General features: G+C 63.9%; 19 protein-coding genes, 1 tRNA gene and 1 pseudogene. 10 read left to right on the top strand and 11 right to left on the bottom strand.

From position 1 onward, the window contains the following. Nucleotides 1–8 precede the first annotated feature (8 nt). From fdxH to ACS5Q0_RS10395, 6 genes and pseudogenes are all read left to right on the top strand, one after another. Nucleotides 9–959 (top strand): formate dehydrogenase subunit beta, encoded by a 951-nt coding sequence (gene fdxH / locus ACS5Q0_RS10420; RefSeq protein ID WP_473126557.1) that lies wholly within the window; start codon nt 9–11, stop codon nt 957–959. Then, nucleotides 959–1,651: a formate dehydrogenase subunit gamma gene (locus ACS5Q0_RS10415; RefSeq protein WP_473126556.1), complete on the top strand. Its 693-nt coding sequence runs from the start codon at nt 959–961 to the stop codon at nt 1,649–1,651. Before fdxH ends, ACS5Q0_RS10415 begins: the two co-directional genes overlap by 1 nt. Before the next feature lie 41 nt (nt 1,652–1,692). Beyond that, nucleotides 1,693–2,610 (top strand): formate dehydrogenase accessory protein FdhE, encoded by a 918-nt coding sequence (gene fdhE, locus ACS5Q0_RS10410; RefSeq protein ID WP_473126555.1) that lies wholly within the window; start codon nt 1,693–1,695, stop codon nt 2,608–2,610. Nucleotides 2,611–2,612: 2 nt separating this feature from the next. Further along, on the top strand, nt 2,613–4,016 hold the full coding sequence (gene selA / locus ACS5Q0_RS10405) for an L-seryl-tRNA(Sec) selenium transferase (RefSeq protein WP_473126554.1): 1,404 nt from the start codon (nt 2,613–2,615) through the stop codon (nt 4,014–4,016). Continuing rightward, a pseudogene (gene selB, locus ACS5Q0_RS10400) lies at nt 4,013–5,842 on the top strand (selenocysteine-specific translation elongation factor); the annotation flags it as partial. The gene selA and the pseudogene selB, both read left to right, overlap by 4 nt. Nucleotides 5,843–5,950: 108 nt before the next feature. Next, a tRNA-Sec gene (locus ACS5Q0_RS10395) sits at nt 5,951–6,046 on the top strand. 55 nt (nt 6,047–6,101) lie between these two features. Here ACS5Q0_RS10395 and ACS5Q0_RS10390 read toward each other — a convergent pair. The 3 genes from ACS5Q0_RS10390 to hppD form a co-directional block, all read right to left on the bottom strand. Continuing rightward, nucleotides 6,102–6,440, bottom strand: a complete 339-nt coding sequence (locus tag ACS5Q0_RS10390) for a hypothetical protein (RefSeq protein WP_473126553.1) — start codon at nt 6,438–6,440, stop codon at nt 6,102–6,104. A 260-nt stretch (nt 6,441–6,700) separates the two neighbouring features. Continuing rightward, the gene (selD, locus tag ACS5Q0_RS10385; RefSeq protein ID WP_473126552.1) at nt 6,701–7,747 is read right to left on the bottom strand and encodes a selenide, water dikinase SelD; all 1,047 of its coding nucleotides are present in this window, start codon (nt 7,745–7,747) and stop codon (nt 6,701–6,703) included. Nucleotides 7,748–8,246: 499 nt separating this feature from the next. Further along, nucleotides 8,247–9,371, bottom strand: coding sequence for a 4-hydroxyphenylpyruvate dioxygenase (gene hppD, locus ACS5Q0_RS10380; RefSeq protein ID WP_473126551.1), 1,125 nt, complete (start codon nt 9,369–9,371; stop codon nt 8,247–8,249). A 113-nt stretch (nt 9,372–9,484) separates the two neighbouring features. On the opposite strand from hppD, the gene ACS5Q0_RS10375 reads away from it, so the two are divergent. Next, a complete protein-coding gene (locus ACS5Q0_RS10375) occupies nt 9,485–9,988 on the top strand; it encodes an Lrp/AsnC family transcriptional regulator (protein ID WP_473126550.1) in 504 nt (167 codons plus the stop codon). A 28-nt stretch (nt 9,989–10,016) separates the two neighbouring features. Here the strand turns inward: ACS5Q0_RS10375 and ACS5Q0_RS10370 are convergent, their stop codons facing one another. The 8 genes from ACS5Q0_RS10370 to ACS5Q0_RS10335 form a co-directional block, all read right to left on the bottom strand. Next, on the bottom strand, nt 10,017–10,343 hold the full coding sequence (locus ACS5Q0_RS10370) for a non-heme iron oxygenase ferredoxin subunit (RefSeq protein ID WP_473126549.1): 327 nt from the start codon (nt 10,341–10,343) through the stop codon (nt 10,017–10,019). Between the two features lie 86 nt (nt 10,344–10,429). After that, complete coding sequence (locus tag ACS5Q0_RS10365) at nt 10,430–11,719, bottom strand: TRAP transporter large permease (RefSeq protein ID WP_473126548.1); 1,290 nt, start codon at nt 11,717–11,719, stop codon at nt 10,430–10,432. Continuing rightward, entirely contained in the window at nt 11,716–12,246 is a 531-nt protein-coding gene (locus ACS5Q0_RS10360) for a TRAP transporter small permease (protein ID WP_473126547.1), read from the bottom strand. Before ACS5Q0_RS10360 ends, ACS5Q0_RS10365 begins: the two co-directional genes overlap by 4 nt. A gap of 50 nt (nt 12,247–12,296) precedes the next feature. After that, nucleotides 12,297–13,304, bottom strand: a complete 1,008-nt coding sequence (gene dctP, locus ACS5Q0_RS10355; RefSeq protein ID WP_473126546.1) for a TRAP transporter substrate-binding protein DctP — start codon at nt 13,302–13,304, stop codon at nt 12,297–12,299. Nucleotides 13,305–13,400: 96 nt separating this feature from the next. Beyond that, the gene (locus tag ACS5Q0_RS10350; RefSeq protein WP_473126545.1) at nt 13,401–14,678 is read right to left on the bottom strand and encodes a CaiB/BaiF CoA transferase family protein; all 1,278 of its coding nucleotides are present in this window, start codon (nt 14,676–14,678) and stop codon (nt 13,401–13,403) included. A 61-nt stretch (nt 14,679–14,739) separates the two neighbouring features. After that, nucleotides 14,740–15,690 carry a hydroxymethylglutaryl-CoA lyase gene (locus tag ACS5Q0_RS10345; protein ID WP_473126544.1) on the bottom strand — a complete coding sequence of 317 codons (951 nt, stop codon included), beginning with the start codon at nt 15,688–15,690 and terminating at the stop codon, nt 14,740–14,742. 275 nt (nt 15,691–15,965) lie between these two features. Next, the gene (locus tag ACS5Q0_RS10340) at nt 15,966–16,874 is read right to left on the bottom strand and encodes a LysR family transcriptional regulator (protein WP_473126543.1); all 909 of its coding nucleotides are present in this window, start codon (nt 16,872–16,874) and stop codon (nt 15,966–15,968) included. A gap of 283 nt (nt 16,875–17,157) precedes the next feature. After that, nucleotides 17,158–17,886, bottom strand: coding sequence for a fumarylacetoacetate hydrolase family protein (locus ACS5Q0_RS10335; protein WP_473126542.1), 729 nt, complete (start codon nt 17,884–17,886; stop codon nt 17,158–17,160). 353 nt (nt 17,887–18,239) lie between these two features. On the opposite strand from ACS5Q0_RS10335, the gene ACS5Q0_RS10330 reads away from it, so the two are divergent. Genes ACS5Q0_RS10330 through ACS5Q0_RS10320 form a run of 3 tightly spaced genes read left to right on the top strand, consistent with a single transcriptional unit; the run spans nt 18,240 to nt 20,946 of the window. Further along, complete coding sequence (locus ACS5Q0_RS10330) at nt 18,240–19,262, top strand: ABC transporter substrate-binding protein (RefSeq protein WP_473126541.1); 1,023 nt, start codon at nt 18,240–18,242, stop codon at nt 19,260–19,262. After that, nucleotides 19,262–20,080: an ABC transporter ATP-binding protein gene (locus ACS5Q0_RS10325; RefSeq protein ID WP_473126540.1), complete on the top strand. Its 819-nt coding sequence runs from the start codon at nt 19,262–19,264 to the stop codon at nt 20,078–20,080. The genes ACS5Q0_RS10330 and ACS5Q0_RS10325 overlap by 1 nt, the downstream gene beginning before the upstream one ends. Beyond that, on the top strand, nt 20,077–20,946 hold the full coding sequence (locus tag ACS5Q0_RS10320) for an ABC transporter permease (protein ID WP_473126539.1): 870 nt from the start codon (nt 20,077–20,079) through the stop codon (nt 20,944–20,946). The genes ACS5Q0_RS10325 and ACS5Q0_RS10320 overlap by 4 nt, the downstream gene beginning before the upstream one ends. The last annotated feature ends 38 nt before the right edge of the window (nt 20,947–20,984 follow it).

The raw sequence follows: 20,984 nt of genomic DNA, 5'->3' as shown, positions 1-20,984 counted from the left end.
GAAGTGGAATGGACCCTAGTCCCCATACCGCAACCAGCAATCCTCCGGTCACAGCTACCACCTCCAATCTGACGGAGCGGGATCTCGTTCGCCGCTCCGCTTCGACCATTCCGCCGCCGGCTCGTCAACTGGAGCCGGTTGCGAAACTCATCGACGTGTCGAAATGCATCGGCTGCAAGGCCTGCCAGTCGGCCTGCATCGAGTGGAACGACACCCATCCGGCCATCGAGACCAATACGGGCGTCTACGAGAACCCGCACGATCTGACGCCCGACATGTTCACCCTGATGCGGTTCACCGAATGGGACAATCCGCAAACGGGCAATCTCGAATGGCTGATCCGCAAGGACGGATGCATGCATTGCGAGGATCCGGGCTGCCTGAAGGCCTGCCCCGCGCCCGGGGCCATCGTGCAGTATTCCAACGGCATCGTGGATTTCGTCCACGAGAACTGCATCGGCTGCGGCTATTGCATCAAGGGCTGTCCGTTCAATATTCCGCGGATCTCGAAGGTCGATCATACCGCATATAAGTGTACGCTCTGCTCCGACCGCGTGGCGGTGGGGCAGGGGCCGGCCTGCGCGAAGGCCTGTCCGACACACGCGATCACCTTCGGCACCAAGGAGGACATGAAGAAGCTGGCCGACAGCCGGATCAAGGATCTCAAGTCCAGGGGCTACGAGCAGGCCGGCCTTTATGACCCGCCCGGCGTCGGCGGAACGCATGTCATGTACGTTCTGCATCACAACGACCAGCCCGAGATCTACTCGGGCCTGCCGAAGGATCCGAAGGTCAGCCCCGTCGTGAATGCCTGGAAGGGTATGGCCAAGTATTTCGGCTTCGCAGCCATGGGCCTCGCAGCCGCGGCGGGCGTTCTCCATTCGGCCCTTGTCAGCCCCAATCGCGTCACGCGGGAGGATGAGGAGAAGGCCGAGGACCTCGTGAAGGAGAAGACCTGATGGCGACGAGCATCGAGAAGGAAGATGCGATCCATCCTGGCAAGCCGCTCGTCGTCGACCGGTATAATCCGGGGGCGCGAGCCAATCACTGGATCACGGCGATATCGCTCATCCTCCTCGCCCTGTCCGGGCTCGCCTTCTTTCATCCCTCCCTGTTCTTCCTGACGGATCTCTTCGGAGGGGGGCAAAACGCTCGTGCCATCCACCCCTGGATCGGCGTCGTTCTGTTCTTCAGTTTCGCAGGCCTCTTCATTCGCTTCTGGCGCGCCAACCTGCCGGAGAAGTCCGACAGGGCATGGCTTGCGCATGCCAACGACATGATTGCCGGGCACGAGGAGAAGGTGCCGGAAGTCGGGAGGTACAATCCGATCCAGAAGTTCAATTTCTGGGCCATGTCTCTCCTCATCATCGCCTTGATCCTGACCGGGCTCGCGATCTGGGATCAATACTTCTACGATTGGACCACCATTCCGCAGAAGCGGGTCGCCGTCCTCATTCATTCGCTCGCCGCCGTCGCACTGATCTGCATCTGGATCGCCCACGTCTATGCGGTGATTTGGGCGCGGGGAACGCTCCGCGCCATGACGCGGGGTTCGGTGACGGGAGGCTGGGCCTGGAAGCACCACCGCCTCTGGTTGAAGGAACTTGCGGAGCGCCATAGATTCAAGAAGCCGCAGACGCCCGCCGAATAGCGGCTCCCATGACACGTGACCCGTGCGGTTCGTGAGGTTGCATGACACATTCCAGTTCGGTTGAGCCCAATCCAGCGTCCATCGGCCGTGTTCCGGCCCCTCCCTTCGTCCGGCTGCCCGATCCGCGCAAACTCTTCGAGACCCGTCGAGCGCGGCTCGAATTTCTGGCGCAGACGAGCGAGCTTTCGCCCTATCTGCGGTTCGTTGCGGGTCTCGCCGCGGCTCAGGACGCCATCCAAGACGGCCTCCCCGAGCCTGACCTACCGCCTCCGGACGCGCTCGACAATGCCCGCGACTTCGGGATGCCGCCTCTCGACCGGAACAGGGTCGAATTGGACGATACCCTGCTTGAGACCTTGAACCGTCTGTTCGATGCGGTCGGGCCCTTATCCAAGCCGGCTGAAGCACAGACGGCGCTGGAGCGGGTGAGAGCCGCCACCTCCGATGAGACACGCGCCATCATCCAGGGCGTCCTCGCGGATGCCATTCCGGTCGACGCCATTGCCGAGCATGTGTACGTGGCGGCAGGATTGCAGGTCCATTTCGCCCGGCTGGCCTCGAAGCTCGATCAGAGCAAACTCGTCAGGATCAGCGACGGTGTGTGCCCGTGCTGCGGCGGCCCCCCGGTTGCCTCTCTCGTTGTCGGCTGGATGGACGCCGAAGGCACGCGCTACTGCTCCTGTTCCCTGTGCGGCACGCTCTGGAACGTCGTTCGCGTGAAATGCGTGCTGTGCAGCTCAGGAAAAGGGATCGGCTATCAGGAGATCGAAGGCGGACCGGGGACCATCAAGGCCGAGTGCTGCGACAATTGCCGGGGCTACGTCAAAATTCTTCACCAGCAGAAGGATGCCGCCCTGGATCCGGTCGCGGACGACATTGCGAGCCTTGGTCTCGACCTTCTCATGAAGGACGGCGAGTATCGCCGTGGCAGCTTCAATCCATTCCTGCTGGGTGTTTAGGCATGGCTGGAGCGGTCCTGTCGCCCCTGCGCAATCTTCCTTCCGTCGATCGGCTGTTGCGCCATCCCGACCTGGCCAGTCTCTTGCAGAAGCACGGCCGTCTCGAGGTCACACAGAGTATTCGTGAGACTCTCGCGGCCTTGCGCGAGGAGGCGGCGTCCGGGGACAAACTGGACGATGGGGCCATCGTCGCCTCCATTCTGTCCCGCCTCGATGCGCGGGCAGGTACCCGGCTGAAGCCGCTGTTCAACCTGACCGGCACCGTGCTGCACACGAATCTCGGCCGCGCGATTCTCGCGGAGGCAGCCGTGGAGGCTGCGACGGCCGCCATGCGACAAGCTGTATCCCTCGAATTCGATCTCGCCAGCGGCAAGCGAGGGGAGCGGGACGACCATGTCCGCGCCCTCGTCTGCGAATTGACGGGGGCGGAAGAGGCGACTCTCGTCAACAACAATGCGGCCGCGGTTCTTCTCGTCCTCAATACGCTCTCTCAGGGCAAGGAAGCGATCGTCTCTCGCGGAGAGCTCATCGAGATCGGCGGCGCGTTTCGTATGCCCGAGATCATGTCGAGGGCCGGGGCGCGCCTGCGCGAAATCGGAACGACGAACCGCACTCATCCGCGCGATTATGCGAATGCGCTGGGACCCGAAACCGGACTGATCTTGAAGGTCCATACCTCGAACTACCGCGTCGAAGGTTTTACGGCCGAGGTTGGTGCCCGCGATCTCGCGTCGATCGCGCGTCAGCACAATGTGCCGCTCGTCAACGATCTCGGTTCGGGAACGCTCATCGATCTCTCCCGCTACGGACTGAGGAAGGAACCTACGGTCCGCGAGGCCGTCGAGGAGGGGGCGGATCTCGTGACCTTCTCCGGCGACAAGCTCCTTGGCGGGCCGCAGGCGGGCTTCATCGTCGGGCGCAAGGATCTCATCGCTGCCATCAACCGCAACCCCATGAAGCGCGCGCTGCGGGTCGACAAAATGCGGCTCGCGGCCTGCGAGGCGACCTTGAAGCTCTATCGCGATCCCGACCGGCTCGCCGAGCGGCTTCCCACCATGCGTTTCCTGACGCGGCCTGTGGACCACATCCGGCAGCAGGCCGAGCGACTTGCGCCTGTTGTGGCCGGCGTCCTCGGAGCCGATGTGACTGTCGAAGTCGCGCCATGCCGAAGCCAGATCGGCTCGGGGGCGCTCCCGCTCGATACGATCCCGAGCTACTCGCTTTCCTTGAGACCTCGGGGAGGGGGGCGCGCGGTCGAGGCGTTGTGCGCCGCTTTTAGAGATCTGCCTTGGCCCGTGATCGGGCGCGTGGCCGACGGAGCGCTCCAGTTCGATCTCCGGTGTCTGGAGGACGAAGCCCTGTTCCGGCAGAATCTGGCGTCTTTCCCGCGTGGAAACACCCGATGATCATAGGCACGGCCGGGCACATCGACCATGGCAAGACCGCCCTCGTCAAAGCGCTGACAGGCATTGATGGGGATCGCCTGAAGGAAGAGAAGGCGCGCGGCATCACGGTCGATCTCGGCTTCGCCTACTGGCCGCAGGACAACGGCGACGTGATCGGCTTCGTGGACGTCCCGGGACATGAGCGCTTCGTCCACACCATGGTCGCGGGCGCGACCGGCATCGATTTCGTCATGCTCGTGGTGGCGGCGGACGATGCGGTGAAGCCGCAGACCCTCGAGCATCTCGCTATTATCGACCTTCTCGGGATCGATCATGGCGTCATCGTCCTCAGCAAGGCCGATCTGGCAGACGACAGGCGGCGCATGGAGGCCTCCGAGCAGATCCGTGACGTTCTGGCTGGCACGACGCTGGCCGACCATCCGATCATCCCTGTCTCCGTCGTCACGGGGGAGGGACTCGCGGCTCTGAAGGAGCACTTGAGGGCTGCGAGCGCTCTTCGGCAGCGCAACGCGGCAGGCCTGTTCCGCCTCTCCGTCGACCGCAGCTTCACTCTTGCGGGCGCCGGGACGGTGGTCACGGGGACGATCTTATCCGGTTCGGTTTCTGTCGGCGATCAGGTTGTCGTCAGCCCTGCCGGACGTGCCGCGCGGGTTCGCTCCCTTCATTCCCAGAACCGTCCGTCGGAGCAGGGTGTGGCGGGCGAGCGTTGCGCTTTGAACCTGGTCGGGGACGGCATCTCCAAGGATGCGGTCAGCCGCGGCGATGTGGTGCTCGCACCGACGCTGCATGCGCCGACCGACAGGATCGATGCTCACCTTCGTATTCTCGAAGCCGAAAGGAAGCCGGTCGGCCAATGGCATCCGGTCCGCCTGCATCATGCGGCAACAGAGGTGGGCGCACGGATCGTCCTGCTCGAGGACGAGCCATTGTCCCCAGGGCACGGAGCCTTCGTCCAGCTTGTCCTCGACCGCCCGATCGCGGCTGCGGCCCATGATCGTTTTGTTCTGCGCGACACGTCGGCACAACGGACCATCGGAGGCGGTGTCTTCGTCGATCTGCGAGCCCCTGCCCGCCACAGGCGCGGAGCCGTGCGCCATGCGCAACTTCATGCCCACGCACAGGAGGATCCAGCCGCCGCCATGGCAGGTCTCGCGTCAGTGCATCCGCATGTCGTCGATCTGGCGAGCTTCGCCCGAGACAGGGCGATCGCTCCTTCCGCTGTGATGGACATCGCCGATCGGCTCGGCCTGGTCCGTCTGCCTGCCGGCCCGTCAACGCTCGCCCTTGAGCGGGAACGATGGCAGGCGTTCGAAGGCGGCATCCTCGAGACTCTCGCGGCGTTCCATGCCGCAAATCCGGACCTGCAGGGCATGGGACTCGAGAAGCTCCGCCTCCAAAGCGAACCGCGTCTTCCGATCGCGGGATTTCGGGCCGCGCTCCAGGCCCTTGTCGCTGCGGGCCGGATCAAGATCGACGGTGCCTGGATCCGCCTGCCGGACCATGAAGTGCGCCTCGATGCGGATGAGGAGCATTTATGGGAGATCGTGCGGCCGCTTTTGTCCGGCGAGGAGCGCTTTCGTCCGCCCCGTGTGCGGGACATCGCCGGCCTTCTGGATGTGCCGGAGGACGAGATCCGTGCTCTGTGCAAATTGCTCAGCCGCCTCGGCCGCCTCGACGAAGTTGCGCATGATCACTTCTTCCTGCGCGAGACCGTTTCTGAAATGGTCAACATCATCCAGAGGCTCGCTGCAGGTGCGAGCGGCGGACAGTTCACGGCGGCGCAATTCCGTGACTGCGTTCTGAATGGCCGCAAGGTCGCCATCCAGATCCTCGAATTCTTCGACCGTCACGGCGTAACCTTGCGCCGAGGCGATCTTCGTCGCATCAATCCACATCGGCTCGATCTTTTCCGGCAGCCGCAGGAGAAGGTTCAGGGAGGAGAATCGTCCCCGGTGGGGCGTCCGGACTTCAAATCCGGGTGGGGCTGCGAGCCGGTCCTAGGTGGGTTCGACTCCCACTCTCTTCCGCCATCATCACAGGTCGGCCAGTCTCAAGGTCAGGGGTGACCGCCCGGCCGCGATGCGGTCAACGGGACGGCCCGCAGCCGCGGGATGAATCGGTCGGGTTCGGCGCGGCAGCGCTTTTCATCGGATCGAGACCGCTCGCCGTGGCGGGATGCTCCGATGGCGATTGCGGCGTGGGTCCCTTTGGAGTCGTGCCGATATAGGAGCCGCCGAGGCCTCCCGTCCATCCCGACGATCCCGCCGTTCCCGGCGAGGTGCCGGAGGCCTGATTGTTCGGGTCGGGCGGCGTGGCAGCGGTGGTCGCGGGCTCCTGCGGGCAAGGGGGCTGTGCCGCCGGTTGCGCCCAGCAGGGCGTCGACAGGCCGATGACTGCGGCGACAAGGATCACAGGGGCACGCATCACTTCGAGCTCCTCTCGGCTAAAGCATCGGACCCAAAAGTGGATTTGCACTTTTGGGGCAGATCCGATGCTTTCTCCTTAAACAAGAGCATCGTCCGGGCGGAAAACCGGATCCACTTTTCCGCACGATGCTCTAGAGCATCGGATCGACCCAATGCCCATTCCTGATGCCGGTCATCGTTGTCGGCGGAATCCAGGTCCGCGCGATGCGCCAAGCTTTCGGAGCAACGTGGTGGAATGCGGCAGGTTCCGGACGTTTCCTAAATCACCCTGATCTGCGGAGGACCGGCCTCTGCCCGACCGACGATCCGGGCGCATGGGTAGCCGGCCTCGACGATACGCCCGAGGATGTGTTCCGCCTTGTCCGGCGCGCAGGCGACGAGGAGGCCGCCCGACGTCTGTGGATCCGTGAGAAGCTGCCGTTGCCAGAGCTCAAGGCCGTCGGGCAGCAGGACACCATCCCCGTAACTGTCCCAGTTGCGGGTGGAGGCGCCCGTGACGTAGCCGCTCCGGGCAAGCGCTTCCGCTTCCGGGAACAGGGGCAGGCGGGAGCGGTCGATCATCAGGGTCAACTCGGACCCGCGGGCCATTTCGAGGCCGTGGCCGAGAATGCCGAAGCCGGTCACGTCCGTGACGGCATGGACATCGGGATCCTGGGCGAGTTCGGCGCCGATTTTGTTCAGAAGAGTGACCGAGCGTATCATGTCCGCGTACGCGTCGGCGGAAAGCGCGTCTTTCTTGAAGGCGGCCGAATAGATCCCGACGCCGAGGGCCTTCGTCAGGATCAGCGCATCCCCCGCTTGCGCACCGCTGTTGCGGCGAATCTCACCGGGCTTCGCCGTTCCGATCACCGCAAGACCGTAGACCGGCTCGGGGCAGTCGATGGAATGGCCACCCGCCACCGGGATGCCGGCCTCGGCGCAAATCGCTGCACCGCCCCTGAGAATCTCCCGGACGGTCGCGGGTGCAATCTTGCCCAGCGGCATGCCGAGGATCGCCAGCGCCATGATGGGGCGGCCGCCCATCGCATAGACGTCCGAAATGGCGTTGGTCGCCGCAATGCGCCCGAAATCGAACGGATCGTCCACCATCGGCATGAAGAAGTCCGTGGTCGCGATGATGCAGGTCTCGTCGTTCAATTGCCAGACGGCCGCATCGTCCGCGGTCTCGGTGCCGACCAGGAGCTCCCGGAACGGCCCTGCGAGCGGCTGTTCGGAGAGAAGCTGCTGGAGGACCGCCGGCGCCAATTTGCAGCCGCAGCCGCCGCCATGGGACAAATGACTGAGCCGAACATGTTGCATGTCCATCTAGATCCTCCGTTCCTCTGTCCATGGTTCCAGACCTAGACGGATTATGCAAATCCTGAGATCCCCCGACGGCTCCGCTCCGCCGAGGCGTCCGGGCGTAACGGGACCAGTCTTCTCCGAGGGCCGGGAATGAGGCCCGCTAGCGCTGTTTCCCCTTACGTGGAATCAGCTCTTCTCTTTGGTATGCCGCATTTTTTCGGCGAACCGGATCCACTTCGCCGAAAAATGCTCTAGCGGTTCAGGAACGACGGCTGGATCATCCCCTCGGCCTGAACCTGCGCTTCTGACCCGCCCCCGACGGGCGTTTGGACCTGGACGGCTCCTTTACCGCTCCAGCCCAAAATGCATCGCGGATGAGCGATGGACGGAGGTGGAAAGCGATGATGCTGTCGTTGACAGGCCTGGTCGTGCCAACCCGTCAACGCAACTCACTTTCATACTCGCTTGAATGCGATCACACCTGTCGAGGATTCCGGATTATGTTCCCTTTCGGGCCGGATCACTCGGCTGCGGCGGCGGGAGCCTTGAGAACTCCGCGGCGGATCTGATCCTCTTCGATGGACTCGAAGAGCGCCCTGAAATTGCCTTCGCCGAAGCCGTCGTCACCCTTGCGCTGGATGAATTCGAAGAAGATCGGCCCGATGGCGTTGGCCGAGAAGAGCTGCAGCAGCACCTTCGTGTAGCCGCCCTCCACGACGCCTTCGCCGTCGATCAGGATGCCGTTGCGCTCCAGGCGCTCCAAGTCTTCGCCATGGCCGGGAACGCGCTTGTCGACGCGCTTGTAGTACACGCCGGGCGGGGAGGGCATGAAGGCCAGCCCATCGGCGCGCAGCTTCTCAATGGCGCTGTAGATATCCTTGCAGCCGCAGGCGATGTGCTGGATGCCTTCGCCCTTGTACTCCTTGAGGTACTCCTCGATCTGACCGGAATCGCCCGCGTCTTCGTTGATCGGAATGCGGATCTTGCCATCGGGGCTCGTGAGCGCTTTCGAGTACAGCCCCGTCATCTTGCCTTCGATGTCGAAGTAGCGGATCTGCCGGAAATTGAAGAGGCGCTCATAGAAGCCCGCCCAGACATCCATCCGCCCGCGATGCACATTGTGCGTGAGGTGATCGAGATAGAAGAGGCCAACGCCTTCGGGCTGCGGATCGCGCTCACCGGTCCACTCGAACTCGCCGTCATAAGCCGAGCCCTTCGCGCCGTAGCGGTCCACGAAATAGAGCAGGCTTCCGCCGATGCCTTCGATGACGGGCACATCAAGCGTCAGGGAGCCTTTTGAGGTATCCGCTGGCTTGGCGCCGAGCGAGATCGCGCGCTCGTAGGCAGCCTTGGCGTCGACGACGCGGAATGCCATCGACGGAGCACAGGGTCCATGGTCGGCGACGAAGTTCGCCGCGTAGGTGCCCGGCTCCTCGTTGACGATGTAGTTCACGTCACCCTGGCGATAGAGGCTGATGGCCTTCGTGCGATGACGGGCGACCAGCTCGAAACCCATGGTCTTGAAGAGCTTGTGAAGCACGGCCGGATCAGGATGGGCATATTCGACGAACTCGAAACCGTCGGTGCCCATCGGGTTGTTCCCATCGATGTGCGGGGCAGGCGCGCCGTGCGGATAAGGACCCATGATTTCCTCCTCTATGGTCGCGCAAGCAGACCATATCCCGGGTGCAAAGTGCGTGAGAAATCGGCTACATTTCGGGCCTCACATGCATGCTTTGCGCAGGAAAGCCCGTCTGAATGACCGATTCCGTCACCTTGGATGCCTTTGATCTCAGGATCCTTGCCGCGCTTCAGCAGGAGGGGCGACTCACCAATCAGGAGCTTGCGGAACGGGTCGGGCTTTCGGCCAGCCAGTGTTCCCGCCGGAGGAATGCCCTGGAGGAGCGAGGCATCGTGAGAGGCTACCGGGCGGATCTCGAACCTGAGAAGCTGGGGCTCGGCGTCACGGTTTTCACCCATGTCACGCTCGCAGCCCACAATCCCGACAATGCCCGCAAGTTCGGAGAACTTGTGCGCCGCCTCGAATTCGTGATGGAGGCCCACGCCCTCACGGGTGATGCCGATTACCTGGTCAAGTTGGTGGTCCCCGATCTCAAGGCGCTGTCGGCCGTCGTCAACGAGCAGCTTCTGCCGCACGAAAGCGTCGCGAACGTGCGCTCCGCGGTCGTCCTCGACACCCTCAAGGACGACTCGCGGCTCCCCCTCTCCTGGATCAGACCAGCGCAGCCGGAGGGGCGCTAAAAACTACCCCTCCTGGAACCAGCGGGCGTCAGCTCTCAAGCACCCTGCCGTCCACCTTGACGAGGATGTGGGTGCCCTCAACCTTCACCGGATACGTGCGCAAATCGACGCTCACGGGAGCTCCCTGGGCCTTGCCTGTGCGGATGTCGAACAGGCCATAATGGGCCGGACACTCGACATAGCACTCGACGACTTCTCCCTCGGAGAGGAGAGCAGCCTGGTGCGTGCACACGTTCGATGTCGCGTAGTAGCGCCCCTCGAGCCTGTAGATCGCAAGCCTGAGGTCCCCGTGCTCGACGCCGAGAACGTCTTTGTTCTCCAGATCCGCAATATCGGCGACGTGAATCCAAGTCATTCCCGATCCCTGGTTCAAGGCTCTCCCGGTCGCGCCCTATATCACGGAAACCGGCTCCACGCGTCCGAATGTCGTTCTTGCCTCTGTCACGGGCTTGGCGCCAGCATCGTGGTCGGAAGCCAGAGCGCCAGGTCCGGGAACGCGACCACGGCGATCCAGCCGAGAACGAGCAGGAGCACGAACGGCATCGAGCCGGCGACGATCTTTCCGAACGGCGCTCCGGTCACGGCCCGCAGGACGAACAGGTTCATGCCGACGGGCGGCGTCAGCTGCGCCACCTCGAGGAGAATGACGAACTGGATGCCGAACCACACAAGGTCGATCCCGAGCGCGTGGAGGGTGGGCATCACGATCGGGGTGACGATCAGAATCAGCGCGACACTCTCCAGAAACATGCCGAGGATCAACAGCAGGAGACCGACCGCCGCCAGGAAGCCGTACTTCCCGAATCCTGCCGCCGTAACCCATTGCGTGAGCTCCTGGGGCACATGGAGAAGGGTGAGCACCGTGCCGAACATCACAGCCGCGGCGATGATCATGAACAGGATCGCGCTGAGCCGCACCGCCGACAGGGCGGATTCGAAGACGTCGTTCCAGCCGAGATTGCGGTAGACAAGGAACCCGATCAGGAGCGACTGCACGGCGCTGATCGCAGCCGCTTCGGTGACGGTGAAGATACCCAGATAGATCCCGCCGAAAATGACCGGGGGCAGGCTCAGCGCCCAGAGCGCACGGCGTCCGTGCCTGATCACCTCGCCCATGTCGAAACGAGCGGTCGGGCGGGGAACGGCTTTGCCGTCCAGTCCTAGGATGAAGCAGTACAGGGAGAAGATGGCGGCCATGGCGAGGCCCGGAACGACACCCGCGATGAACAGCGCGCTGATCGAGGCATCCGTCACGAGGGAGTAGAGCACCATCGGGCCCGAAGGCGGGATCAGGATACCGAGCGTTCCACCCGCCGCGATGGTGCCCATGGTGATCGGCGTCGGATATCCCATCCGCGCCATCTGGGGAGCCGCAATCGCCGCGACGGTCAGGGCCGTCGTGGCCGATGATCCCGAGATCGCGGCAAAGACCGTGCAGCAGAGCACGGTGGCGATCGCGAGCCCGCCGGGGAGCCATCCCACCAGCGCGTTCAGGAAGGCGTAGAGATCGTCGACGATCTTCGTCCTCACCATGACGCTGGCCATGAAGGCGAAGAGCGGGATGGCGACCAGAAGATAGCTCGACAGCTTCTCGAACATCTGGTCGGCGAGGCCGCCGAAATTTCCGGAGGTCGCCGCGATGAAGGCAAGCGCCGTCAGACCGAGGCCCGCATAGATCGGGACGCCGGTCATCAGGACCAGAAGAAGAATGAAAAGAAGGATCAGACTCATTCGCGGTCGCTCCCGGCCGGTGCGTGACCTCCAGGGCTCTGAACGGGCTCGCCCCGAACGACGCGCAGGAGGCGGATCAGGGTGGCCAACGACAGAAGAATCCCGCCGAGCGGCAGCGCGGCTTCAACCCAGGCTGACGGGATGTCGATCTTGCCTGCGGTCGTCAGCCCGAGATCGGCCGAGAACGCAACCATGTCAGCGCCGAGCCAAGCGAGCGCGAGGCCAAAGACCAGCGCGGCCAGGAGACCGGCGACTTCGACGATCTGCCGCGTCCGAGGGCGAACCATCTCCAGAACAAGGTCGACGCGAATGTTCTCGCCGCGCCGCATGACATCGGCCAATCCCAAGGCAACGGAGAACACGAGAAGGTAGCGAACGGCTTCGTCCGCCCAGATGAGCGGCTGTCCGATCACATACCTGAACACCACCGCAATCGCCATGAGAGCGACCATGGCGAGCACGCCAAGCGCTGCGACGCCTGCTGCCACCGCGCCAAGCCGGTCGATGGCGCGACCAAGGAAATGCATGAAGGTCTCCCGATCAGGAAAGGGGCGGCGCCGAGCGCCGCCCCTGGGCATCACATGCCGCCGAGCTTATCGAACGCGGACAGCACCGCCTTGCCGCCTTCGCCGGTGCGCTCCACGAAGGCCGCCGTCGCGGCCGGCTTCATCGCCTTGGACCACTCGCCGATCCCGTCTTCCTTGACGAGGGTGACGTTCATGCCTTTGGCTTTGAGGCCGTCGATGGCTTCGCGGACATTGGCCGTGCCCATCTCGATTCCTTGCAGCTCGAGCTTGGCGCCGGCCTTCTTCACCTGCTCGCGGACATCCGCCGGCAGTTTCGCAACCCAGGCGGGATTCGCGAGCACGATGCCATAGGCGGTGATGACGTGCGGAACGACGGTGCCGTATTTCTGCACCTCGTTGTAGCGGCGGCTCAGGGCGGCGCTGACATCCGTCAGGGCTGAATCCAGCACGCCCGATTGAAGGGCCTGGTAGACTTCCGAGCCCGGCGTCGAAAGAGGCGAGGCCCCGTTCTTGGCGAGACCTGCGTCGATGATCTGGTTGATGCCCCGGATCTTCTGGCCTGCGAGATCGGCTGGGGAGGCGAGGGGCTTGGCGTTCGAGGTGAAGACGGACGTGTCCGTCTGGAACAGCCAGGCCACCGGCTCGACCCGTTTGGCCCTGATATCGTTGTCCAGCTTGTCCCGCGCCTCGGAAGTGAGGAACGTCTTGGCGCTGTCGGCCCCCGTCATCACGAACGGGATCGACAGCACGTCGACGGTCGGCACGATGCCTGAGAACTGCACCGATACGAGGATCGTCGCCTCGATCTGTCCCTTCGCGACCGCAGGATAGGACTCGCGCTCGGCGAAGGCCTGTCCCGATCCCAGAACCTCCACCTCGACCCGACCGTTCGTTTCGGCCTTGACCGCATCGGCATATTGCGAGGCGAGCTTGCCGAGCGGGTGCTGGGGCGGAAACACGTGCGACAGCCGCATCGTGAAATCCGCCGCGCTCGCGGCCGTGGAGCCGAGAGCTGCGAAAGCGGCTCCTGCGAGAATAGTGAAGAGTTTCTTGTTCATTGTCTTCCTCCCTGTTGTGCCGGCTCGAGGCCGGCGGATGCGCGTAACCCGATTCTCCATCCGCCAGCCCCGTTTCGGGCTGGCGGGTTCCTGTTATCAAGCGGCAGCCGATGAGGGGGAGTCGGGGGTCGTCACGACGCCCTGGGTCATGAGGGCCTTGATATCGGCTTCGGAGAGACCTGCCTCCTGCATGATGTCGACCCCGTGCTCCCCTGCGCGGGGAGGTTGCCGCCTGAGGCCCGGCCGGCCCGTGCGCAAGGAGACCGGGAGCCCCGGCAAGCCTGCTTCATGGGCGGCAGGGGCGCCTCCGGGAGCTCCTTCCGCCGCCGCGAGATCAATCGGCAGCAGCCCCTCCGAGGCCAGCAGATGAGGGTCGTCGAACAGGTCGGACGGACGGGCGATCGGGGCGAAGGGCACGCCCAGCGCCTCGCACCGCGCCATCAGCTCCGCCTTGGGCATCGTGCGGAAGACCTCGGCCACCCGTGGCAGCAGCCGGGGCCGCGCCGCCGCCAGTTGCGCCATCGTCGCCAGCTCTGGATCGGTGAGCAGATCCGTGAGACCGAATGCCTCGCAGAATCCGCGCCACTGGCTGTCGGTGACGACGCCGACGAACACCTGCCCGCTCTCGTCGGCGGAATCGAAGATGTCGTAGACCGGCCAGGGCTTCTTCATGTTCGGATCGCCGAAAGGCTCGGGATCGTGGCCGTCGATGGCGGCTCGCGCCATGTGCTGGGCCATCAGCACCATGTTGGTCTCGAACAGGCCCGATTGAACCAGACCGCCGCGGCCGGTCTGGTCGCGCTCCCTCAGGGCGGCCAGGATGGCGATGGCCCCGAACATCCCGCCCATGATGTCGTTGACCGAGGATCCCGCGCGCAGGGGGCGGCCGGGGGGACCGGTCATGTAAGCAAGTCCGCCCATCATCTGCACCACCTCGTCGAGCGCCGTGCGGTGTTCGTAGGGGCCCGGCAGGAAGCCCTTGAGCGAGCAATAGACGAGGCGTGGATTGATCTCGGACAGGGCCGCGTAGCCCAAACCCAGCTTCTCCATGGCGCCGGGGCGGAAGTTCTCCACGATCACATCGGCGGTCTCGGCGAGCTTGCGGACGAGCGCCGCTCCCGAGGGATGCTTCATGTCGACGCAAATGCTGCGCTTGTTGCGGTTGAAGGTGGGAAAGAAGCCGACTGCCGGACCGGTCAGACGCCGGGTGTTGTCGCCGCGTGGGCCCGGCTCCACCTTGACGACGTCGGCGCCGAGATCTGCCAGAACCATGCCGCAGCTCGGCCCCATGACCATGTGGCTGAATTCGAGCACGCGGATTCCCGAAAGGGGTCCGGGCGCGTGCGGGGCTTCTTGAATCACGGTCTCGGACACGGTCTGCATCTCCAGAACTCTTGGACTCTTGGAAAGGGGTGGCCGCAAAAGCTGCGCGCCGTTAGGCGAGAGCCGCCGATGACGGGCGGTAGGTGCGGGGAATGCCTGCGGCTGCAACGCGCCCCTGCAGCTTTTCGCTCGGAAGCCCGACGCGGAGGATCTCCCGGGCGTCCAGGAGCGCCTGAAGATCGATTCCTGTCGAGAACCCTTCGGATTCCAGGAGGTAGACAAGATCTTCGGTGGCGACATTGCCGACGGATCCGGGCGCGAAGGGGCAGCCTCCCAGGCCGCCGAGCGCTGCATCGAAGCCGCGGATACCCTCCTCGAGACCGGCGAGAACATTCGCCAGGGCGGTTCCCAGGGTGTCGTGAAGGTGCAGGTTGCCGAACATGGCGTCGCCGATCTGTGCGCGCACGGCCCGAACGAGCCGACGGATCTGCGACGGGCTGGCGTAGCCCAGCGTATCGGCGAGCGCGATCACGTCGACGCCCGCCTCGGCCAGGGAGACCGCCAGGGCAATCACGTCGCGCTCGGGAACCACGCCCTGGAGGGAGCAGCCGAAGGCGGTCGAAATGCCCGCCTCGATTCGGGGAGCGTCGACTCCCAGGGTTCGTGCCCATTCGACGACGCGCCTGACTTCGGCAACCTGTTCCGCCCGCGTCCGGCGCACATTCGACTGACTGTGAGCTTCGCTCGCCGACACGGGGAGAACGATCGATTGGGCTCCGGCCGCCGCGGCGTTCTGCGCTCCGCGCAGATTGGGGGCCAGTGCAACGACCCGTAAGTCTGGATGAGCCGCGCGCGCGCACCGTGTCACCTCGGCGGCATCCGCCATCTGCGGCAATGCGGCCGGTGGAACGAAGCTCGCCACTTCCATTTCGCGGATGCCTGCGGATTTCATCGCGGCGATCCACGCGAGCTTGGCGTCTGTCGGCATGATCGCCGCCGCGTTCTGCAAACCGTCGCGTGGTCCCACTTCGCGCACCACGACGGTGTCCGAGTTGGAATTCATCTCCATGGGCTCCTCCGGCGTGCTTATGGCGATTGTTGTTTGTGCGAGGATGCCTCCTCGCATCGGGGACGAGAAGCGCTCATTCGCGGACGAAGCGTGCGTCGTTCGCGAAGGGTCGAGTCGAAAATCGCCGAGTCATCGCCCTCCGGTAGATGCTTTGAGCTTCCGCATTCCGAGAGTCTTTCCATGCCGGGCCGCTGCCTGCTTCTGCGGTCGATGCTTCCTTCTTGGAAAGAGCGCATCGTTCAAGCGGCCCGCTGGATCCGCGCGATCCGCTAGAATGGCGCGTCCGAATAAGACGAGAGGTGGTCGAGGAGAAGGCGCGCCGGCGCGGGGAGCATCGCTACCGGGCGGCTGACGAGCCGCAACTGTCGAAGCGCCCACGGCTCGGCCAGACGAATGCCGGCAAGCCGCAGATCCGGGCTGTAGATGCTGAGAACCCCATCCGGCATGACGGTGATGCCGAGGTCGGCCGCGACGAGCCGGACGGCGGCTTCCACGGTCGCGACGCTGAAGCTGTACCTTGGGCGGCGCCCGAGCCGCTCCGCGGCCTCCGCAAGGAGCAGGGTCAGTGCGCCTGTCTCGATCACCCGAACCAGGGGAAAGTCCAGTGCCTCGGAAAAGCGCAGCGTCTTACGCGCGGCGATCGGGTGATCGGCGGGAACCACCACCAGCAACTGGTCGAAGCGCCAGGGCCGCACCTCCAGCCCCCCCGGGACAGCCCCTCCAGTCGTGATGATGCCGATATCCGTCCGTCCTTCGACCAGGTTCTGGAGGATCGGCAGACTGGTGGTCTCCCCGAGTTCGACGTTGATTCCCGGGTGCCCGTCCGCAAACTCCGTCAAGGCCCGCGCAAGAGGATGCCCGACGATCGACGACAGGGTGGCGTCGAGGCGAACGCTCCCCAGCCTGCCGCCGGCCAGCGCGCGCAGGTCGTCTCCAAGGCGCGTCCCGAAATCCAACATCGAGCGGGCATGTTGAGCGACGAGCTCGCCGGCCGCTGTTGCCGTCACGCCGCGCGCTGCCCGATCGAGCAGCCGCACCCCGAGTTCCGCCTCCAGATCCTGAATGCGTTTGGCCGCGGCGGAGACGGCGATGCCGTATTGCGCCGAAGCACGGGTGATGCTCCCGCACTCGATGGCGGCAAGAAGGATGCGCAGCGTTGTCCAATCCGGCAGTTCCATGGGGGCATAGATCTCAGGACGAAACCTCGTTCGCAAGGAGAATTGCGGCAGACCGCGGCCGTCCGGTCAGCCGCAGGCTTACACAGACGCGCGGCGAATGGCAGGCCTGCACCCATCTCGCCGCAGATCGGTCAGGTTTGGGAGGCGCCTCCGCGCCAAGCCTCGGAGGTGCCGTTAAAGCCGCACGAACGGAGTTCGATCCAGGCGTCGCGCCTTCGGAAGCCCGCGGCAACAGAGCCACGACCGATCCGCCTGCCGATGGCCTTGATGATCGTGGCTGAGATTATTGCAGTTGAGGATGGGCTTGCGACGGGTCGCCGATCCGCACCGTCAGAGTGCCGAGTTTCTCGATCGAGCCGACCAGCCGATTGCCTGCCACGACCGGCCCGACGCCGGCCGGCGTTCCGGTCAGGATGATGTCGCCCGGCTGCAGGGTGAAATATTTCGACAGGTTGGCGATGATCTCGGGCACCTTCCAGATCATCAGCGTGAGATCGGAATCCTGCCTTGTTTCTCCATCGACGGTCAGACGGATCGGCCCCTCGAGCACATGGCCGACCTGATCGACGGGGTGGATCGGGCCGCAGGGGCAGGACTGATCGAAGGCTTTGCCCGCCTCCCAGGGCAGGCCGCTTTTCCCGAGATCCATCTGAAGGTCGCGCCGGGTCATGTCGAGGCCAATTCCGTAGCCATAGATGTGATCGAGCGCCTTTGCGGGCGGGATGTCGCGACCGCCGGTCTTGATCGCCACGACCAGTTCGAGTTCGTAGTGATAGTTGCTCGTCATCGGCGGATAGGGGATCGTGGCTCCGTCCTCGACGATGCTGTCGGCGGGTTTCTGGAAGAAGATGGGAGGATCGCGCGTCTCGTCGCCTCCCATTTCGCGCACATGGGCGACATAGTTTCGGCCGACGCAGTAGATCCTGCGCACCGGAAATTTTTGAGACGTTCCGGCCACGGGCAAGAGCGCGCGAGACGGCGGCGTGATCACGCAAGCGTCGGTATCGATCATCGTTTCCCTCCTGAATCAGCCCGCCAAGCGAGCGTAAACTGGCATAATCGATATTTACCGTGATCAGCTTAGAAAATGTATTTTTTGCGATAGAGCGCAGATGGTCCTTTAGTCTATTCTTGTGATTCAGTTGCTTCGCGCCTGCAGCAATAAACTTGGGTTGTGCAAGAAAAACCGACTCATTCGCTGAGAATTCGACGCGTGATGCAATTCAGTTTCGGGTCAGCGCGAAAAGACTACATCAAAATTGAATATACATTTTTTGACACTGGAGATCATCTCGTACATCATCAGTTGCCGCATCATAAGCGGGCACTGCCAACGAGCAGCAGAATGCAGGAGAGGAAACGCCGATGAAGATGAGAAAAGCTCTTGGTTTAGCCGTAACGCTCGCGCTCGCTCCATGGGCCATGAGCATCGCGAACGCGCAGAATGCGCCGACGAAGATTACGGTGGTTCTTCCAAACCCGTCCGCCGTCAATAACTTCCCGCTCTACGTCGCGATCGGCGAGAAGATGTTCGAGAAGGAAGGGCTCGACGTGAAGGTCGAGGCCGTTGATGGTTCTTCGCAGGTGCTCCAGGCGATGTCCGCTGGCCAGGCTCAGATCGGCCAGCCGGGCCCGGCTCCGGTCATGGCCGCCAGGGCACGCGGCGTGGACGTGGTTTTCATCTACAACCATTTCGCGAAGTCGGTCTTCGGCGTCGTCGTCCCTGAAAAATCGACCATCAAGACGCCGGCCGATCTCAAAGGAGCCGTGATCGGCGTCGGCACGGCCGACGGTGCAGAAGTCGGCTTCACCCGCGCGATCCTGACCGATCTGAAAATGACCGAAGGCAAGGACTACACGTTCCTTCCGGTGGGCGATGGCGGCCTTGCGGCGGCAGCCTTCCTGCGCGGAGACATCAAGGCCTATGCGGCAGCCGTCAGCGACTCTGCCATCATGGAAGCGAGAGGCATCGATCTGCGGGAAATCACTCCCGAGCAGTATCTGAGCTATTTCGGCAACGGCTATGCCGCGATGCGCTCCTTCGTCGAGCAGAATCCGCAGGCCGTCGAGAAGTTCGGCCGTGTTCTCGTCAAGGCGACGGAGTTCGGCCTGAAGCCGGAGAACAAGCAGAAGGTCCTGCAGCACACCAAGGCCGGGAACCCGCAGGAAGGCGAGGATGCCAAATTGTCGGAGGCCCTGTTCGAACAGGTGAAGGACCGGATCGCCCCTGCCGATAAGTCGAAGGGCTGGGGCTATCAGCCGCCTGAGCACTGGGAACTCTGGCACAAGAGCGCAGTGGAATCGGGCGTTCTGAAGTCTCCGCTGCCGGACCTGAAGGCTGCCTACACCAACCAGTTCGTCGAAGCCTGGAACAAGGGTGCGAACTGATGGCGGTTCTCTCAATGGCTGGAGAAGCCGTTGCTCCGGTCGGCCTCACAGGCCGGCCGGTGTATGAGCTGCGCGGCGTGAGCAAGACCTTCGCGCGGCGCAATGTACAGGCACTCGACAAGGTCGATCTGGCGCTGCGGGAGGGCACGTTCTCATCGATCATCGGGCCGAGCGGCTGCGGAAAATCGACCTTGCTCAAGATCATGGCGGGTCTTCAGCCGCCGTCCTCGGGCAGCGTCGTTCTCGAAGGCAAGGCGGTGATGGGGCCGCGCCGGGACATCGGCATGATGTTCCAGCAGGCGACCCTGTTCCCGTGGCGGACCACCATCGAGAACATCGTTCTTCCGATCGAGATCCGCGACGGGAAGGCGGCAGCCCGCGCCAAGCACGACCAGGCACGCCAGCTCCTCGATCTCGTGGGCCTGAAAGGCTTCGAGAACGTTTATCCGAGTGAACTCTCCGGCGGCATGGCGCAGCGTGCGGCGATCTGCCGAATGCTGATCACGGAGCCCGCCGTCCTGCTTCTCGACGAGCCGTTCAGCGCGCTCGACGAGTTGAGCCGCGACTTCATGAACATGGAGCTTCAGAGAATCTGCCTGGAGCGCAATGCGACAGTGTTCCTGGTGACCCACTCGATTCCCGAAGCCGTGATTCTCTCCGACGTCGTCTATGTGATGTCGGCGCGTCCCGGGCGGTTCGTCGAAGCCATCACGGTGGACCTGCCTCGCCCCAGAACCCTCGACATGATGTCGGACCCGCGGTTCGGCGCGCTCGTTCACCGGATCCGCAGTCACCTCGACAAGGGAGCCTTCCAATGACGCAGGCACAAGGCGCTGTCGTTGCTTCCGCCGTCCCGGAACAGACGGTCTGGACGGAGCGTGTCTCCTGGATCGACCGGGTTCCGCGCTGGGTGTCGATGCTGGTTCTTCTCGCGGGCTTCCTGGTTGTTTGGCAGTTCATCTACGTGATCGAGCTCGTTTCGCCGATCATCCTTCCGTCTCCGATGGAGACGATCGAAGATCTCTATGTCGTCGGAAAGAACCTGCTCACCGGCGACTACATGCTCATGGCTCTCTGGATCACGACGCAGGAGGTGCTGCTCGGGTTCGTCATCGCGGTCGTGCTCGGCTTCGGCCTCGGCGTCCTCGTCGGCGAGACGGCCTTCGGCGAGCAGGCGGTCATGCCTTATCTCGTAGCCATCAACACCATGCCGAAAGTGGCGTTCGCGCCGCTGTTCGTGTCCTGGCTGGGATTCGGGATCGCATCCAAGGTGGCGCTCGCGGCTTTCATCGCCTTCTTCCCGGTGATCGTGGGAACGGCGGCTGGCCTGCACGCGGCGGATCAGAACGCCCGCATGCTGTTCAAGACCATGGGGGCGAGCCGTTGGCAGACCCTGGTTCAGCTCAAGCTCCCCATCGGCATGCCTCACTTCTTCTCGGGCCTGAAGAACGCCGCCGTCCTCGTCGTCGTCGGCGCGGTCGTGGGTGAATTCCTGGGCGGCGGCAAGGGCTTCGGCGAACTCATCCGCGTCGCGGCCGCCCAGCTCAACACGCCGCGCGTGTTCTCCCTGATCATCTATCTGAGCCTGCTGGGGCTGGCGACGTTCTGGATCGTGGCCTGGGCGCAGCGCCGGTTCGTCTTCTGGCACAAGGAGAGCGTCGCAGAGGAGACACTCGCACAATAAGGGTCGACAAGGCGCATGTCCCGGCGGTTGACCTCCGC

It is taken from the genome of Microvirga sp. HS2, from assembly GCF_055792805.1.
The sequence above is the reverse complement of the archived record's forward strand: the minus strand, read 5'-3'. Positions and strand labels throughout refer to the sequence as shown.

What these genes read in the sequence shown, in the direction of transcription:
- fdxH (WP_473126557.1), top strand. Translation starts at nt 9, where the DNA reads ATGGACCCTAGTCCCCATACCGCAACCAGCAATCCTCCGGTCACAGCT.
- ACS5Q0_RS10415 (WP_473126556.1), top strand. Translation starts at nt 959, where the DNA reads ATGGCGACGAGCATCGAGAAGGAAGATGCGATCCATCCTGGCAAGCCG.
- fdhE (WP_473126555.1), top strand. Translation starts at nt 1,693, where the DNA reads ATGACACATTCCAGTTCGGTTGAGCCCAATCCAGCGTCCATCGGCCGT.
- selA (WP_473126554.1), top strand. Translation starts at nt 2,613, where the DNA reads ATGGCTGGAGCGGTCCTGTCGCCCCTGCGCAATCTTCCTTCCGTCGAT.
- ACS5Q0_RS10390 (WP_473126553.1), bottom strand. Translation starts at nt 6,440, where the DNA reads ATGCGTGCCCCTGTGATCCTTGTCGCCGCAGTCATCGGCCTGTCGACG.
- selD (WP_473126552.1), bottom strand. Translation starts at nt 7,747, where the DNA reads ATGGACATGCAACATGTTCGGCTCAGTCATTTGTCCCATGGCGGCGGC.
- hppD (WP_473126551.1), bottom strand. Translation starts at nt 9,371, where the DNA reads ATGGGTCCTTATCCGCACGGCGCGCCTGCCCCGCACATCGATGGGAAC.
- ACS5Q0_RS10375 (WP_473126550.1), top strand. Translation starts at nt 9,485, where the DNA reads ATGACCGATTCCGTCACCTTGGATGCCTTTGATCTCAGGATCCTTGCC.
- ACS5Q0_RS10370 (WP_473126549.1), bottom strand. Translation starts at nt 10,343, where the DNA reads ATGACTTGGATTCACGTCGCCGATATTGCGGATCTGGAGAACAAAGAC.
- ACS5Q0_RS10365 (WP_473126548.1), bottom strand. Translation starts at nt 11,719, where the DNA reads ATGAGTCTGATCCTTCTTTTCATTCTTCTTCTGGTCCTGATGACCGGC.
- ACS5Q0_RS10360 (WP_473126547.1), bottom strand. Translation starts at nt 12,246, where the DNA reads ATGCATTTCCTTGGTCGCGCCATCGACCGGCTTGGCGCGGTGGCAGCA.
- dctP (WP_473126546.1), bottom strand. Translation starts at nt 13,304, where the DNA reads ATGAACAAGAAACTCTTCACTATTCTCGCAGGAGCCGCTTTCGCAGCT.
- ACS5Q0_RS10345 (WP_473126544.1), bottom strand. Translation starts at nt 15,690, where the DNA reads ATGAATTCCAACTCGGACACCGTCGTGGTGCGCGAAGTGGGACCACGC.
- ACS5Q0_RS10340 (WP_473126543.1), bottom strand. Translation starts at nt 16,874, where the DNA reads ATGGAACTGCCGGATTGGACAACGCTGCGCATCCTTCTTGCCGCCATC.
- ACS5Q0_RS10335 (WP_473126542.1), bottom strand. Translation starts at nt 17,886, where the DNA reads ATGATCGATACCGACGCTTGCGTGATCACGCCGCCGTCTCGCGCGCTC.
- ACS5Q0_RS10330 (WP_473126541.1), top strand. Translation starts at nt 18,240, where the DNA reads ATGAAGATGAGAAAAGCTCTTGGTTTAGCCGTAACGCTCGCGCTCGCT.
- ACS5Q0_RS10325 (WP_473126540.1), top strand. Translation starts at nt 19,262, where the DNA reads ATGGCGGTTCTCTCAATGGCTGGAGAAGCCGTTGCTCCGGTCGGCCTC.
- ACS5Q0_RS10320 (WP_473126539.1), top strand. Translation starts at nt 20,077, where the DNA reads ATGACGCAGGCACAAGGCGCTGTCGTTGCTTCCGCCGTCCCGGAACAG.